Source organism: Rhodococcus sp. LB1 (genome assembly GCF_001583455.1).
GTDB lineage: Bacteria > Actinomycetota > Actinomycetes > Mycobacteriales > Mycobacteriaceae > Rhodococcus_F > Rhodococcus_F opacus.
On the sequence record NZ_LTCZ01000412.1, the window covers coordinates 21,412 to 35,434 of the forward strand.

General features: G+C 68.8%; 18 protein-coding genes. 8 read left to right on the plus strand and 10 right to left on the minus strand.

All coding sequences use genetic code 11. The features are described 5' to 3' along the window. Nucleotides 1-42 precede the first annotated feature (42 nt). Genes AZG88_RS51130 through rimP form a run of 3 tightly spaced genes read right to left on the minus strand, consistent with a single transcriptional unit; the run spans nucleotide 43 to nucleotide 2,041 of the window. Nucleotides 43-396: a YlxR family protein gene (locus tag AZG88_RS51130; protein ID WP_005240671.1), complete on the minus strand. Its 354-nt coding sequence runs from the start codon at nucleotides 394-396 to the stop codon at nucleotides 43-45. A gap of 44 nt (nucleotides 397-440) precedes the next feature. Next, nucleotides 441-1,472, minus strand: a complete 1,032-nt coding sequence (gene nusA, locus AZG88_RS41135; RefSeq protein ID WP_005240670.1) for a transcription termination factor NusA — start codon at nucleotides 1,470-1,472, stop codon at nucleotides 441-443. Next, entirely contained in the window at nucleotides 1,469-2,041 is a 573-nt protein-coding gene (rimP, locus tag AZG88_RS41140; RefSeq protein WP_005240669.1) for a ribosome maturation factor RimP, read from the minus strand. Before rimP ends, nusA begins: the two co-directional genes overlap by 4 nt. Before the next feature lie 197 nt (nucleotides 2,042-2,238). Between rimP and AZG88_RS41145 the strand changes: the two genes are divergently transcribed. From AZG88_RS41145 to AZG88_RS41160, 4 genes are all read left to right on the plus strand, one after another. Continuing rightward, nucleotides 2,239-2,766, plus strand: a complete 528-nt coding sequence (locus AZG88_RS41145; RefSeq protein WP_061701009.1) for a hypothetical protein — start codon at nucleotides 2,239-2,241, stop codon at nucleotides 2,764-2,766. Then, nucleotides 2,763-3,206 carry a ferritin-like domain-containing protein gene (locus AZG88_RS41150; protein WP_061700990.1) on the plus strand — a complete coding sequence of 148 codons (444 nt, stop codon included), beginning with the start codon at nucleotides 2,763-2,765 and terminating at the stop codon, nucleotides 3,204-3,206. Before AZG88_RS41145 ends, AZG88_RS41150 begins: the two co-directional genes overlap by 4 nt. Nucleotides 3,207-3,307: 101 nt before the next feature. Next, a complete protein-coding gene (locus AZG88_RS41155; RefSeq protein WP_005240666.1) occupies nucleotides 3,308-3,793 on the plus strand; it encodes a nuclear transport factor 2 family protein in 486 nt (161 codons plus the stop codon). Further along, complete coding sequence (locus AZG88_RS41160; RefSeq protein WP_025432368.1) at nucleotides 3,790-4,617, plus strand: SDR family NAD(P)-dependent oxidoreductase; 828 nt, start codon at nucleotides 3,790-3,792, stop codon at nucleotides 4,615-4,617. Before AZG88_RS41155 ends, AZG88_RS41160 begins: the two co-directional genes overlap by 4 nt. Nucleotides 4,618-4,632: 15 nt before the next feature. Here the strand turns inward: AZG88_RS41160 and AZG88_RS41165 are convergent, their stop codons facing one another. Both AZG88_RS41165 and AZG88_RS41170 read right to left on the minus strand, forming a co-directional pair. Continuing rightward, nucleotides 4,633-5,481, minus strand: coding sequence for an ABC transporter permease subunit (locus AZG88_RS41165; protein WP_061700991.1), 849 nt, complete (start codon nucleotides 5,479-5,481; stop codon nucleotides 4,633-4,635). Beyond that, the gene (locus AZG88_RS41170; RefSeq protein ID WP_061700992.1) at nucleotides 5,478-6,413 is read right to left on the minus strand and encodes an ATP-binding cassette domain-containing protein; all 936 of its coding nucleotides are present in this window, start codon (nucleotides 6,411-6,413) and stop codon (nucleotides 5,478-5,480) included. Before AZG88_RS41170 ends, AZG88_RS41165 begins: the two co-directional genes overlap by 4 nt. 109 nt (nucleotides 6,414-6,522) lie before the next feature. Here AZG88_RS41170 and AZG88_RS41175 point away from each other — a divergent pair, with 109 nt between their 5' ends. Together AZG88_RS41175 and AZG88_RS41180 are read left to right on the plus strand one after the other, a co-directional pair. Then, a complete protein-coding gene (locus AZG88_RS41175) occupies nucleotides 6,523-7,704 on the plus strand; it encodes a sensor histidine kinase (protein WP_226955731.1) in 1,182 nt (393 codons plus the stop codon). Then, nucleotides 7,701-8,369 (plus strand): response regulator, encoded by a 669-nt coding sequence (locus AZG88_RS41180; RefSeq protein ID WP_005240658.1) that lies wholly within the window; start codon nucleotides 7,701-7,703, stop codon nucleotides 8,367-8,369. The genes AZG88_RS41175 and AZG88_RS41180 overlap by 4 nt, the downstream gene beginning before the upstream one ends. A 12-nt stretch (nucleotides 8,370-8,381) precedes the next feature. Here the strand turns inward: AZG88_RS41180 and AZG88_RS41185 are convergent, their stop codons facing one another. Further along, nucleotides 8,382-9,827, minus strand: a complete 1,446-nt coding sequence (locus AZG88_RS41185) for a DHA2 family efflux MFS transporter permease subunit (protein ID WP_005240656.1) — start codon at nucleotides 9,825-9,827, stop codon at nucleotides 8,382-8,384. A gap of 103 nt (nucleotides 9,828-9,930) precedes the next feature. Here AZG88_RS41185 and AZG88_RS41190 point away from each other — a divergent pair, with 103 nt between their 5' ends. Both AZG88_RS41190 and AZG88_RS41195 read left to right on the plus strand, forming a co-directional pair. Further along, nucleotides 9,931-10,557 carry a TetR/AcrR family transcriptional regulator gene (locus AZG88_RS41190; protein ID WP_025432366.1) on the plus strand — a complete coding sequence of 209 codons (627 nt, stop codon included), beginning with the start codon at nucleotides 9,931-9,933 and terminating at the stop codon, nucleotides 10,555-10,557. Nucleotides 10,558-10,587: 30 nt separating this feature from the next. Further along, nucleotides 10,588-11,235, plus strand: coding sequence for an FHA domain-containing protein (locus tag AZG88_RS41195; protein ID WP_043943784.1), 648 nt, complete (start codon nucleotides 10,588-10,590; stop codon nucleotides 11,233-11,235). Here AZG88_RS41195 and AZG88_RS41200 read toward each other — a convergent pair whose 3' ends face one another. The 4 genes from AZG88_RS41200 to AZG88_RS41215 form a co-directional block, all read right to left on the minus strand. After that, nucleotides 11,236-12,198 (minus strand): alpha/beta fold hydrolase, encoded by a 963-nt coding sequence (locus AZG88_RS41200; RefSeq protein ID WP_005240647.1) that lies wholly within the window; start codon nucleotides 12,196-12,198, stop codon nucleotides 11,236-11,238. 217 nt (nucleotides 12,199-12,415) lie between these two features. Next, nucleotides 12,416-12,874 (minus strand): Hsp20/alpha crystallin family protein, encoded by a 459-nt coding sequence (locus AZG88_RS41205; protein ID WP_005240645.1) that lies wholly within the window; start codon nucleotides 12,872-12,874, stop codon nucleotides 12,416-12,418. 267 nt (nucleotides 12,875-13,141) lie between these two features. Next, on the minus strand, nucleotides 13,142-13,438 hold the full coding sequence (locus AZG88_RS41210) for a hypothetical protein (protein ID WP_025432365.1): 297 nt from the start codon (nucleotides 13,436-13,438) through the stop codon (nucleotides 13,142-13,144). A gap of 122 nt (nucleotides 13,439-13,560) precedes the next feature. Beyond that, a complete protein-coding gene (locus AZG88_RS41215) occupies nucleotides 13,561-13,962 on the minus strand; it encodes a hypothetical protein (protein WP_025432364.1) in 402 nt (133 codons plus the stop codon). Nucleotides 13,963-14,023 lie beyond the last annotated feature (61 nt).

The following is a 14,023-nucleotide window of genomic DNA, read 5'->3' on the forward strand; positions in this document are numbered from 1 at the left end:
TTATCTCCGATGGACGATCATCGCTGGTGCTTCACGGTGTGCTCATGAGTGCTTGTGCCTGTTCTGTTCGAGAGGTACTGCTCTGGGTGGGTGCCCTGCTCGTACCCAGTGGTCGACTTCTGACGCGTCGACACTTCCGGACACTCGCAACGCTCTGCCGAATGCTCGGCGTCGTTCCGCGAGACTCAGGCAAGCCTCGGCGGGGTGCAGCCACGCACCTCGACCGGGAAGCCTGCGCCTCGGGTCCGGGGCGAGAACATGACCTTGCGGCCCGCTCTCACTAACCACAACCCTGAGCAGATCGACAGCCAGCGCGCGCTCCCTACATCCTATGCATGTTCGCACCGGTGAACCGGTAGGAACGCGCGCGGAATCGGGATGCTCATGCTGAACCATTGACCACTCTACCGCCGACTCGCCCCGATCTCCGCATTCCCGGCTCAACGACTGGTCGCGGCGGGTCCGCCTGCCGACTCGGGGGCGGGTGCGGCGTCACTGCGGATGTCGATCCGCCACCCGGTCAAGCGCGCAGCAAGACGGGCATTTTGCCCTTCCTTGCCGATGGCGAGCGACAGCTGGAAGTCGGGGACGACGACACGCGCGGCCCGTGCCTCGGGATCCACGACAGTGACGGAGACCACTTTCGACGGCGACAGCGCGTTGCCGACGAACCGGGCCGGGTCCTCGTCGAAGTCGATGATGTCGATCTTCTCGCCGGCGAGTTCACTCATCACGTTGCGCACCCGCTGGCCCATCGGCCCGATACACGCACCCTTGGCGTTCAGTCCCTGCACCCGCGACTGGACGGCGATCTTCGACCGGTGCCCGGCCTCCCGGGCGACGGCGATGATCTCGACCGAACCGTCCGCGATTTCCGGAACCTCGAGCGCGAACAGCTTGCGGACGAGGTTCGGGTGGGTGCGCGACAGCGTGATCTGCGGTCCGCGCTGTCCACGGGCCACACCGACGACGTAGCACTTGAGCCGCTCGCCGTGCTCGTAGTTCTCCCCGGGCACCTGCTCGGCGGGCGGGATCAGACCCTCGGCGCCGCTGGCCTCGCTGCCGATCCGCACCACGACCATGCCGCGCGAGTTCGCGCGGGTGTCGCGCTGGATCACGCCGCCGACGATCTCACCCTCGTGAGTGGCGTACTCACCGAAGCTCCGCTCGTGCTCGGCGTCGCGCAGCCGCTGGAGGATGACCTGGCGGGCGGTGGTCGCGGCGATCCGGCCGAAGCCTTCCGGGGTGTCGTCCCATTCCTCGCCGACCATGTTGCCGTCGGCGTCGACGTCGTGCGCCATCACCCGCACGATGCCGCTCTTGGTGTCGACGTCGATCCGTGCGTGCTGCTGATGCCCCTCGGTGTGCCGATAGGCGGTGAGCAACGCGGTCTGAATGGTCGAGATGACGGTCTCGATCGAGATGCCCTTGTCGGCCTCGATGGCGCGCAACGCCGCGATGTCGATATTCACTTGTCCAACCCCTCTACTACTTCTTCATCTTCCGACGCGTCTGCGTCCGCAGGCGCCACACGCCCCTCGGGAATCCCGCCCGCGAGTTCCAGCTCTCTCGGGTCGGGTTTCGAGAATTCCACCTGCACAACAGCTTTCTGAATGTCCGGGAGCGCGACGCGCCGAACCTCCGGGCCCGTGCGCGAGCCGATCACCACCGCGACCGAGTCGCCGTCGAGGACGCCGATCCGACCCACGACGGTTTCGTTGGCGAGGTCGATACGCGCCTTGCGGCCGCGGGCCCGGCGCCAGTGCCGCTCGTGTGTGAGCGGCCGGTCGATACCGGGAGACGTGACCTCGAGCGTGTACGGCGATTCCCCGAAATCGGACACCGAATCGAAGACCTCGGAGATCTCGTGACTCAGGTTCGCGACCGCGTCGAGTTCGAGTCCGGCGTCGCTGTCCACCATGATCCGGACCGCGCTGTGCCGACCCGCGAGGGTGACCGCAACGCCCTCCAAGTCGTAGCCCTGGCGTTGCACCAGATCGGAGATGAGCTCCGTCACCCTCTCCTTGGATGGAACCGGCATCGGGGAAGCTCCTCGTTTCAGTTGTCGCTCGTCGTATGTCGTGGTCTGGCAGGTCATCGTGCCGCGCACGCAGCACCGCGAACCCGCCGGGACGGGTTCGAGCATCTAAGAGTAACGCCGATTCGAGGCGCCCGTGACCAGCCCCGGTGCTCGATTCCCGGGATCCCGGCCCGACCTGGCACCATGGACCGGTGCTCATGCCCACCGTCTCCCGGCCCCCGACATCCGGTCCGGCCGTGTCCCGGCGCACCGCTCTCCGGTTCGCAGCAGCCTCGGCCTTCGGCGTCGCGAGCGTCCCCCTGCTGGCGGGGTGCGCCGACGACGCGGACTCCGACACCGAGGTCGATTCACTCGTCGCGCAGTCGCGTCTGGCTCGTCGCGACGCCGCCGGTGCGGCGGCCACGATCGCGCTACTCCCCGATCGCGGCGCGGCACTCGAACTCGTCCGCGCCCAGCGCACCGCGCACGCCGACGCGCTGGATGCCGAAATCGCCAGGGCTGCAGGAACTTACCCGGACCTCACCGCACCAACCACGTCCGCTCCCCCATCGCCGACTCCGACGGCACCCGCGCCGCCGCCCGGTCTCGATCAATTGCGCGCCGACCTGGCCGAGTCGCAGCGCAGCGCAGCCGATTCGGCGCGCACACTGACCGCCCACCGGGCGGGGCTGTGCGCGTCGATCAGCGCCGCGTGCGGAACGTACCTGGCGGTGGTGCTGCCGTGACGACACCCACCGAAGCCGAGGGTACGAGCCTCGCCGACGCACTGATCGCCGAGCATTCCGCGGTGTTCGCCTACGGAGTGGTCGCCGCCTTCTCGAATCCCACCCGGGCCACCCAGGTGGCCACCGCCGCCGCAGCCCACCGGGCGCGCCGGGACGGACTCCTGGACACGCTGACCGCGGCAGGACTGACGGCCCCGGCCGCCGAGGCGGGCTACACCCTGCCGTTCCCGGTCACCGATCCGATCACGGCCGCGCAGCTGGCGGCCCAGGTCGAGGCCGACACCGCCGTCGCGTGGCGGGCGGTCGTCGAACACGGCGAGACGGAGGACACTCGCACGCTCGGCGTCACCGCGCTGACCGAGGCGGCCGTCCGGGAAGCCACCTGGCGCGTGGCTCTCGGGACCGATCCGGTGACCGACCCGTTCCCCGGCCAGCCCTGACGACGCGCAGGTTCCCGCCCACCGGGATTCTGCACCCACCCGGCGCGTTCCCGGCCTAGCGTCTCTCCCGACACGGTGAACGGCAACGGGAGGACGGCGGCGTGGACGAGCGCTCGGTGGAGCAGCGTCTGGCGGACCTGGAGCGGATCGACGCGATCAAGGCGCTCAAGTACCGCTACTGGCGAGCGTGCGACGGCAAGGATCCGGACACGTTCCGTGCCTGCTTCGTCTCGTCCGGCGCGTCGATCGACTTCGGCCCGCTCGGCCGGTTCGACGACGCCGACCGGCTCACGGACATCTTCCGCAGGATCGCGCTCCACGAAGTGGACGGCAAGCACGTGATCCTTGACATGCACCACGGCTTCCATCCGGACATCGTGTTGCACAGCGACACCGAGGCGTCGGGCGCGTGGACGCTGAAGTTCCGCCAGGTCGATCTGCTGAAGCGGACGGAGACCGTGTCTTCGGGCGAGTACGACGACGCTTACCGTCTCGAGGACGACGTCTGGCGAATGTCGCGATGCCACTTCACCACTCGATGGTCGATCACCCGCCCGCTCACACAGGACACGGTGGTGGTCCAGTGAGCGCCGGGGTAGCTCTGGTCACAGGGGGGAGCCGCGGCGTCGGCAAGGGCGTGGCGACGGCGCTGGGAGCCGCCGGGTGGACCGTCTACGTCACCGGGCGCGGCCCGGTGACGGAGGACAGCCCACTGTCGGTGTCGGCGCGAACGGTCACCGGCGCCGGTGGGACCGGCATCGCGGTGGCCTGCGATCACCGCGACGACGAGGACGTGCACAGCCTGTTCGCCCGGATCGCGGACGAGCAGGCCTGCCGACTCGACCTGCTGGTCAACAACGTGTGGGCGGCCCCCAAGGGATTCGGCGGGTTCAGCACCCCGTTCTGGGAGCGGCCACTGGACGACTGGGACTCGCTGATCGGCGTCGGACTGCGCGCCCATTACGTCGCGTCCGTGGAGGCTGCGCGGTTGATGGTGCCCCGCCGCTCCGGGTTGATCGCGAACATCTCGTCGTTCGGGACCCGCGGGCATCTGCACTCGGTGCTGTACGGCATGTCCAAGGCCGGGCTGGACAAGATGGCCAGCGACATGGCGACGGAGCTGGCTCCGCACGACGTGCGCGCAGTCTCGCTGTGGCCGGGCATCGTCCGGACGGAGATGATCGTCGCCAGCGGCCTCGAGACCATCGCCGGGTTCCCCGTCGCGGACGCCGAGTCCCCCGAGTTCGTCGGCGAGGTGATCTGCGCGCTGCACTCGGACCCGACCCTCCCGCAGCGCAGCGGCCACACCTTCGTCACGGCGGAGTTGGCCGTCGAATACGGCATCACCGACACGCAGGGCCGGACCCCGCCGTCGCACCGCGAACCGTTCGGCGGCGGCCCCCTGTTCTGAGCTGACCTCGCGCGGTCAGTTCACGTCGCGCCGGCGGACGAGCCAGACCGTCCCCAGCGCGAACGCGGCGACGTACCCGGCCAGGAGAAGCACCGACGTGCCGCCGTCGAGGATGTTCAGGACGCCGGGGGTGGTGTCACCGCCGAAGTCGCGGAGCGATCCGGCGAGCGAGCCCGCGGCGGTGCCGGGCAGGAAGTCCGTCACCACCGACACGGGGTCGAGGACGGCCGCGACCCCGCGGAGGAGGTTTTCGACCACCAGCACCCACATGAGACCGAGACCGACCGACAACGCCGGCCCCCGCGCGAGAGCGCCGACGAGGACACCGGCGGCGGTCCACATCCCGAGGATGAGCACCCCGGAGGCGAGCGCCTTCAGCATCGCATCCGCGGCAGGAAGACTCGCCGACTCCGATTCGGCCATGGCGACGACCGAGGCCACCCCGAGATCCACGGCCGCCACCGTGAGAACGAGTCCGATCACCACGGTCAGCAGAGCGAGCAGGGTTCCGGTGAGCGCGGCCGATCGCGGAGGCCCCTGGGTGAACACGGTCTTCCACGTCCCCCACCCGTAGCCGCTGCCGATGGTGAGGGCGCCGAGGATGAGCATCAGCGCGCCCCCGAACATGGCCATGCCCTGGGTGAACACCTGGGGCACCGCCGAGGGCAGCATCTGCGCGAGCAGCACGTCCGGGGGTGCGGACGACGCCATGTCGGTGGTGCCGCCGGTCGCGAACGTAATGTAGTTGAACAGATAGACGAAGACCAGGTTGAGCACGATCCACGCGGCGAGCAGCACCCACATCGACGGCCATTTCCGTAGTCGCAGAAGCTCGGCCCGCGTGCTGGCGATCACTGCGTTCATGACACTCTCCTCGCATCGTTGCTCGTGTGGTCGCCGGCAGTGACGTCCTCCGTCATCTCGAAGAAGACGTCCTCGAGCGATCGTTCCCGCCGGGCAAGTTCGTGCACGTCGATTCCCGCGTCGACGAGAACACGGGCCACCTTCGGCGCCAGTTCCGGCGATACCGCAAGCGTGAGGGTGTCGCCCACCGTGTCGACGACGTCGCGTCCCAGCAGTTCCGCGAGCACCGCCGCGGCTCGTTCCCTCGGATCGGCTCGCACCAGCAGGCTGGTGTCTCCCCGCAGTTCGGCCACGGTCGACTGTGCGATCAACTCCCCGCGCGAGATCACACCGACGCGGTCGCAGATCTCCTGAACCTCGCTGAGCATGTGGCTGGAGAGCATCACCGAATGCCCGGAGTGCGCGAGTTCGACTATCAGTTCCCGCATCTCGGCCATGCCGGCCGGGTCGAGACCGTTGGTGGGTTCGTCGAGGATCAGCAGATCGGGTTCGCCGAGGAGTGCGGCCGCGACACCGAGCCGCTGCTTCATCCCGAGCGAGTAGGTGCGGAAACGGTCGTGTCCCCGCTCGCGCAGCCCCACCCGGTGCAGCGCGGCTTCCGCCGCATCGTCCGGCAGTCGGCGGTATCTGCTGAGCACCCGCAGGTTGTCGCGACCGGACAGGTAGGGGAAGAAGCCGGGTCCCTCGATCAGCACGCCGGTGCGCGCCGCCACCGCGCTGTTACCGGGTGAACGCCCGAAAAGTGTCGCGCTCCCGGAGGTCGGCCGGACCAGACCGGTGAGCATGCGCAGTGTGGTGGTCTTGCCTGCGCCGTTCGGTCCGAGGAACCCGTACACCTCCCCTGCCCGCACGGTCAGGCTGACGGCGTCGACCGCCGTGTGTTCGCCGTAGCGTTTGGTCAACTTGTCGGTGACCACGATGCCGGAAGTCATGCCTCCAGCGTCGGCTCGGCGCGAGTCGCGCACATCCGTCTGTGCGCGTCTTCTCGTGTACGCGTCGCGGACGATGACAGGCCCGCCGGATCGGGTCTACGTTCGGGTGGTGCGCACTGACCGGAGGGACACGTCGATCGCCCCGCGGGACCTCCTGATCGCCCTGGGCATCGCGACCGTGCAGGTGGTCGGCAGTATCGGCGCCAACCAGAACCAGTCGTGGGCGGAGCCGTTGGACGCCGCCGGCTTCGTGTTGCTGGTGTGCGGTCCGGTCGCGCTGGTCTTCCGGCGACGGCGTCCTGTCGCGGTCCTGTTCGTCGTCCTGGCCGTCACGGTCCTCTACGTCGCGCGGGGTTACGGGTACGGCCCGGTCTTCCTGTCGCTCGTCGTCGCATTTCTCGGCGCCGCGACGGCCGGATCCCGATGGCTCACCTATCCGGTCCTCGCGATCGGCTACGTCCTGATCGTCTTCGCCGTGCCTGCCGTGTCGAGTGCTGAGGCGCCGTCACTCGCCGCCCTCACGGGCATCGCCGCGTGGCTGCTGGTGCTCCTCGCCGCCGCCGAGATCATCCGTCAGCGCCGCGGGACGCTCGACGCCCGCAGGCAACGCGCCGAGGCGGCGCAACGCAGCGTCCTGGACGAGCAGCGTCGACGGGCCAGCGAGGAGCGGCTCGCGATCGCCCGCGAACTGCACGACGTTCTGGCACACAGCCTCTCCCTGATCAACGTGCAGGCGTCGGTCGCACTCGAGCTGTGGGACAGCAGACCCGAACAGTCGCAGGAGGCGCTGTCCGCGATCAAGGTCGCGAGCCGCGACGCGATCGGCGACGTCCATGCGCTGCTGGCATCGCTGCGGGGCGGCGAGGACAGCCCGCCGATCGCGCCCACCGCCGGGATCGGGGACCTGGACGGTGTGGTCGAGCGCGCCCGTGCCGCGGGTCTCGCGGTGACGACCGTCGTCGAAGGCGCACCGAGGCCGCTGCCCGCCGTGGTCGACGTGGCTGCGGCGCGGATCGTCCAGGAGTCGCTGACCAACGTGGCGCGCCACTCCGGGGGCTCGTCGGCCGACGTGACCGTGTCGTACGCGCCCACGTTCGTCCGCGTCCGGATCGACGACGACGGCCGGGGTCCCGTCGGCACGGCCACCGGTGGCGGCGGAAACGGCATCCCCGGCATGCGGGAACGCGCACGCGCTCTGGGTGGTGAGCTGACCGCCGGGATCGGACCGGGTGGCGGCTTCCGGGTGCAGGCGACGCTCCCGTTCCCCGGCGACACGGCGGGCCGGGCATGACGATTCGCGTGCTCGTCGCCGACGACCAGGCCCTCGTGCGGGCGGGGTTCGTCGCCCTGCTCGACGCGCAGGCCGACATCACCGTGGCGGGCCAGGCCGAGAACGGTGAACAAGCGGTGAGCCTGACTCGCTCGCTAGTCCCCGATGTCGTCCTCATGGACATCCGGATGCCGGTGCTCGACGGGCTGGAGGCGACCCACCGTATCGCCGCCGATCCCGCGCTGTCCGGCGTGCGGGTGGTGGTGCTCACCACGTTCGAGCTGGACGAGTACGTGTTCGAGGCGATGCGCGCGGGAGCGACGGGTTTCCTCGTCAAACACACCGAACCCGCCGAACTGGTGCGGGCGGTCCACGTGGTGGCCGACGGGGACGCCCTGCTGTCACCGTCGGTGACCCGGAAGCTGGTCGCGGAGTTCGCGACCCACGCCAAACGGCCGCCGCAGCCCACCCGTCTCGACGACCTGACCGACCGCGAACGCGAGGTGATGACCCTGATCGCCGAGGGGCTCACCAACGCCGAGATCGGCTCACGACTGTTCCTGAGCCCCGCCACCGCCCGCACCCACGTCAGCCGGATTCTGGTGAAACTCGGTGCCCGCGACCGCACCCAGCTGGTGGTCATGGCGTACGAGTGGGGGCTGGTCCGGCCGGGCTGGCAGGACTGACCCACTTTCCGGTCACGTCGACGCCAGGACCGCCTTCGATCGTCCCGGCATGAGGGCGGCGGCGACGACCGCGACCGCCACGAATCCGGCTCCCACGTACAGGGCGGGCGCGAGGGCGTCGATGTATCCCGTCGGCGTCAGACTGCCGCCCGCACCGAGGAAGACCGCGGTCAGGAGCGCGATCCCCAGCGCGACGCCGATCTCGCGGAGCGTTGCGTTGGTCGAACTGGCCGTGCCGTGGTCGGCCTCGGGCATGTCGGCGAGGACGGCGGTCGCGTTGGGGGCGAACGTCAGACCCATCCCTGCGCCCGCCATCACGAACGCCGGAATCATGCTGCCGTACGTGGCGCCGGGAACGATGAGCGACGCCATCCAGAGCAGCGACAACCCCTGCAGGACCAGTCCGGTGACGAGGAGGGTCCGGACTCCCAGCCGCGGCGCGAGCAGGCCTGCGATCGGCGCCACCAGCATGGGTGCGGCCGTCCACGGCAAGGTCCGCAGGCCGGCTTCGAACGGCGAGTACCCCATGACGATCTGGAGGTATTGCGACAGGAGGAATACGGCGCCCATCATTCCCAGCGTGAACGTCAGCCCGATCACGTTGGCCAGGGAGAACTGCCGGGACCGGAACAGCCGCAGCGGCATCACGGGGAAGGGGGTGCGCAACTCGCGCACCACGAACGCCGCGAGCAGCACCGCCGATGCGACGAGAGCACCGAGCACCGTGGCGCTGGTCCAGCCGTCGTCGTTGCCGTGCACGATGCCCCAGACTCCGAGGAACACGGCGGCTCCGGCCAGGACGACGCCGAGCGGATCCAGCGGCTGCCGCTTTCCCTTCGACTCGCCGAGCGCGTAGAGCGCCAACGGGATCGCGACCGCTGCAACGGGGACGTTGATCCAGAACACGGCCTGCCACGACACCCCGTCGACGACGGCGCCGCCGACCACGGGGCCGAGGGCAACGCCCAGTCCGGAGACGCCGCCCCAGATCCCGATGGCGAACGCGCGTTTGGCGAGCGGCACGGCACCGGCGAGCAGGGTGAGGGAGAGCGGCATGATCGCAGCCGCGCCGACGCCCTGGACGGCGCGCGCGGCGATCAGCATCTCGGAGGTGGTCGACAGGGCCGATGCGATCGACGCCAGCGCGAAGAGCACTATGCCCCAGAGAAATACACGGCGGCGCCCGAGGCGGTCGCCCAGCGCGGACAGCGTCAGCATCAACGTCGCGAAGGCGAGCGTGTAGGCGTTCATGAACCACTGCAACTGCCCTACCGACGCACCGAGGTCGCGCTGGATCACCGGGAGGGCACTGGTCATCACCAGATTGTCGAGTGTGGCCATGAACATCGGTATCGAGGCGGCGACGATCGCCAGCCATACCGGCACCAGCCGGCCGTGGCCCCGCCCCGAGGGAGGCGCCGCCGATTCGTGTTCCAGGCGTTCGGAGAGTGTCGTCATGACGGGTCCTCGTATCCAATTCGTGAGTACGGGAAGAAGGAACTTGTAAGCATCAGATGATTACTTATTTCGAAGACTAGTAATCGACTGATAACATGTCAACATGGCATCGCCCGTGAAACAGACCCGCATGAGCGCGACCGAACGTCGCGAACTCGTACTGGCCGCAGCCTCCCGCGCGTTCGCCAGGGACGGATATCACGGCACCAGCACCGACGCCGTCGCACGCGAGGCGGGCGTGTCCCAGCCCTACGTGGTGCGCATGTTCGGTTCGAAGTCGCGGCTGTTCGCCGACGTCTTCGACCGGGCGATGCGTCGGATCATGGACACCTTCGAGCCGTACTTCGACGATGTCGCCACAGACCCGGAGAACGACGAGTCGTGGCTCCCGATGGGCATCGCGTACACCGAACTGCTCGAGGACCGCGACCTCCTGCTCGTGATGATGCACGGCTTCACGTCCGGCGCGAACCCGGAGATCGGCGCGCTGGCCCGCGACTGGATGTCCCGGCTCTACACGCAGATCCGAACGCGCACCGGGTGCAGCCCCGAACAGGCCCGCACGTTCATCGCCAACGGAATGCTGCTCAACACCCTGCTCGCCATGCAGGTACCCGAGCATGCCGGGCAGGATCCGGCGCTCGAGGAGCTCGCCGTGTGCGCGTTCGGCAACGCCCTGGACGCGGCGGGCTCCGAGAACGCATCCGAGATCGGCGATTTCCGCTCTTGATCTTGCTCATCGGACACACGGCGGGGCACGATGGAAGCGTGCGGAAGGGGCGTCGCCGTGGACCGAGCCGTTGAGTCTCGACTGAGCTATTCCGACAGGGAGGGTCACCACCACACCGTGGACCTCTCCCCCGCTTCCGCGCGCGTCACGATCGGACGGTCGCCCGGTTCCGATCTGCTCCTCACCGAGGACGACGAGGTCTCGCGGCTCCATGCCGTCCTCGAATGCGTCGGCTCGCACTGGACCATCCTCGACGACGGGCTCTCCCGCAACGGCACGTTCGTCAACGGCGAACGGCTGGCGGGGCGTCGACGGCTCCGCCAGGGCGACAGCATCCGCATCGGCGGGACGAAGATCCGGTACCTGGAATTCGGCGGCTCTCTCGACGAGGCCACCCGGATGGGCACCGACATGCCCGAGGTCCGGTCCCTCACCGACACCCAGCGCGCGGTCCTCACGGCACTGTGCCGGCCGTACAAGCACGGCGCCGCATTCGCGAATCCCGCGTCGAATCAGCAGATCGCCCAGGAACTGTTCCTCAGTGTCGACGCGATCAAGACTCACCTCCGGGCGTTGTTCGCGAAATTCGGCGTCGGCGATCTCCCGCAGAATCAGAAGCGGGTCAGCCTCGCCGAGCGGGCCATGCGCAGCGGCATCATCAACGAGCGCGATCTCTGATCAGCCGACGGCCATCAGTTCGCGGTCGAAAGCGGCGATCTCACCGTGCGCGATGCGCTCGACGAGGCCGATGATCGCGAGGGCGACGTCGGCGGCGCGCTCGAGGATTACCGAGTGCCCGGCTCCGTCGACGCTCACGAGCTCCGAAGCGGGGAGCTTCGAGGCCATGGCGACCGAATGCTGGAACGGGGTGAGCATGTCCACCGAGCCGCACAAGATCAGCGACGGAATGTGAGCGAGTGCGGCCAGGGAGTGCCGCTCGTCGAACCCGAGCAGGGATTCGAGGAAACTCGACATGGTGACGACGGATGTCGTGTTGACCATGGCCGAGACCAGAGCGGCAAGCCTCGGATCGACGGCCCGATTGCGGGCGCTCGCTGCGCGGGCAATCGCCGTGCAGACGGTGCGTCCCACCCGCTTCGATCCGTGCACGACCCGGGGTGCCCGGCGCACCGCGGTGCGGAACAGCGACACCGCGGGGCTACGCAGGTGACGACCGAGACCGGCCTCGGCGAGATCGAACGCCGCAGTGGAGATCAGGGCCATGCCGACGATCCGCGAACCGATCGTGTGCGGGTTCTGCCGCGTGTAGGACAGCGCGGTCATGCCGCCCATCGAGTGCCCGATGAGGACGACCGGACCGTGCGGTGCGACGGCGTCGAGTACGGAGCCGAGGTCGCGGCCGAGCTGATCGATCGTGTAGGTGGCGGCCGGCGCCTCCCCCGACTCTCCGTGTCCGCGGTGATCGTAGAAGACCATACGAACATCGTTGCGCCAGAAACGAACCAGCTGTTCACGCAGTGCCCACCAGGATTCGGTGCGGAGGCAGTGACCGTGAACGAACACCACGGTGGTGGCTGCGTCGGGCGAACCGAACTCGCGAACCGCCAGCGCGATCCCGTCGTCGGTCCGGACCGTGAGGCGACGGCCCTCGTGCTCGTGTGCAACCGGGGTGTTCGTCATGATGGCCTCCTCGGTTTCTTCGCTCGCGGCTGGTAAAGCGTTACGTTCTTGCTTGTCCTCTACTGTGCCGCGCACGGTCCGGTCCGACCAGGACCCCCAGTGGTGGCTGGTGCACCCGGAGGTGTTGTGCCTTCCACCCCTGGGGTGGGTGGACGCGGGCACGCCGAAGCCCCCTCGGCGAGGGGGCTTCCGCACAGCAGATGTTCCCGCCGCAGCGTCAGGTCGTCTCGCTCGCGGGACCCGCCTCGATCGTGCGATGCTCACCGGTTCCGAGGCTGGAGACCTCGATCCGCCGCGGCTTCGCCCGTTCGGCGAGCGGGATGGTCACGCTCAGGACACCGTTCTCGTAGGACGCCGAAATGCGGTCCGGGTCGACGCCGTCGCCGAGCGACAGCTGGCGCCGAAACGTTCCGCTGAACCGCTCGGAGGCGATCCATTGCACGTTCTCCTCGGACGGCGCGCTGCGATGAGCCGTCAAGGTGAGCGTGCCGTTGTCGACACTGACGTCGACGGAACCCGGATCGACGCCCGGCAGGTCGGCGTGCAGGACGTAGTGGTCGTCGACCTTGTACAGATCCATCGGCATGAATCGTGGTACCCGCGCGGTTCCGGTTTCCGTGCCGAGGAGACTCTTGGTCATGGATTCGAGGTCATTGAAAGGATCGAAGCGAAGCACAGCAACACACCTCCCGCATCACTCGAGGCGCCCGCCACCTCGACGGGCAGCCAGATTCACTGTGCATCGCTAATTTAGCACTCGGCACCCGAGAGTGCCAGTTCGGGAGGACCCCGGAATCTTCGCCTTGTGAGGTCCGGTTCCGGGGTCCTCGCCGCGACGTACCGACCGGTCCGGGCCGCTCGCGACTGGAGGGTATTCTCTACTGCCACTTCAGAATGCGGTGCACGGACCGGCGTGGCCAGGCACCCTGGGGTGCGAATCCCGTCACCCCCAGGGTTGCCCCTGGCCGCCGCCGAAGTCGTAGCCGCCGACGCTGGCTCCGTCCGGACCGGCGTTGATGCCGTCGATCGCGATCACGGTGCCGACAGCCGCTCCGCCGATCGTCACGGTGCCGCCCTGAGGGTTCTGTCCGGGCGCGAGGTTGCTCACGGAAGGGTCGTCGGAGGGGGCGTCGGGTGCCGCCGACGCGATGCCGGCGCCTGCGGCGAGGACGAAGAATGCGGCCGCGACGGTGGCACCCGTGCGCGTCAGAGCAGTGGTGAAGTCGAAGGACATCGACATGAAAGAACCTTTCACAGTGCGTGGTGCCGGGGAGGCGGGGTGGGCAGTACTGACGCCGAGGGGCCGGCACCCGCGGGTGGCGGCCCCTCGAACTTCAGGAAGATCGCGCAATCACAACTCGGTCAGAAGCAGAAGATGAACGAGCAGTTTTCGGTGCTGTCCCCGGCGCCCGCGCCGCCGGCGCCACCCGCACCACCGGTGGCAGGACCACCATTGCCACCGTTGCCACCGTTGGCGTTGCCGCCGTTGGCGTTGCCGCCGTTACCGACGTTCGTGTTGACCGTCGCACCGTCCCCGACCGCTGCGCCACCGATGATGACGCCGCCGGAGTTGTCGACGTTGCCATTTGCGGAGCCGCCGTTGGCGCTACCGCCTGCGCCGCCGGCGCCGCCCTGCGAACTACCCGGAGCCCCGGCACCGCCGGCTCCACCAGCGGGGTCGGCCGAGGCGATTCCTGCTCCGGCAGTGAGGGCGAAGCCCGCGATGGCGAGAGCGGAAAGGGTGCGCTTGAGGGTGTGTGCCATGTGTGGATCTTTCTGTGGGGGTGGGGTTTTGCTTGCCACATAAGAATGCGCCGATCGCACC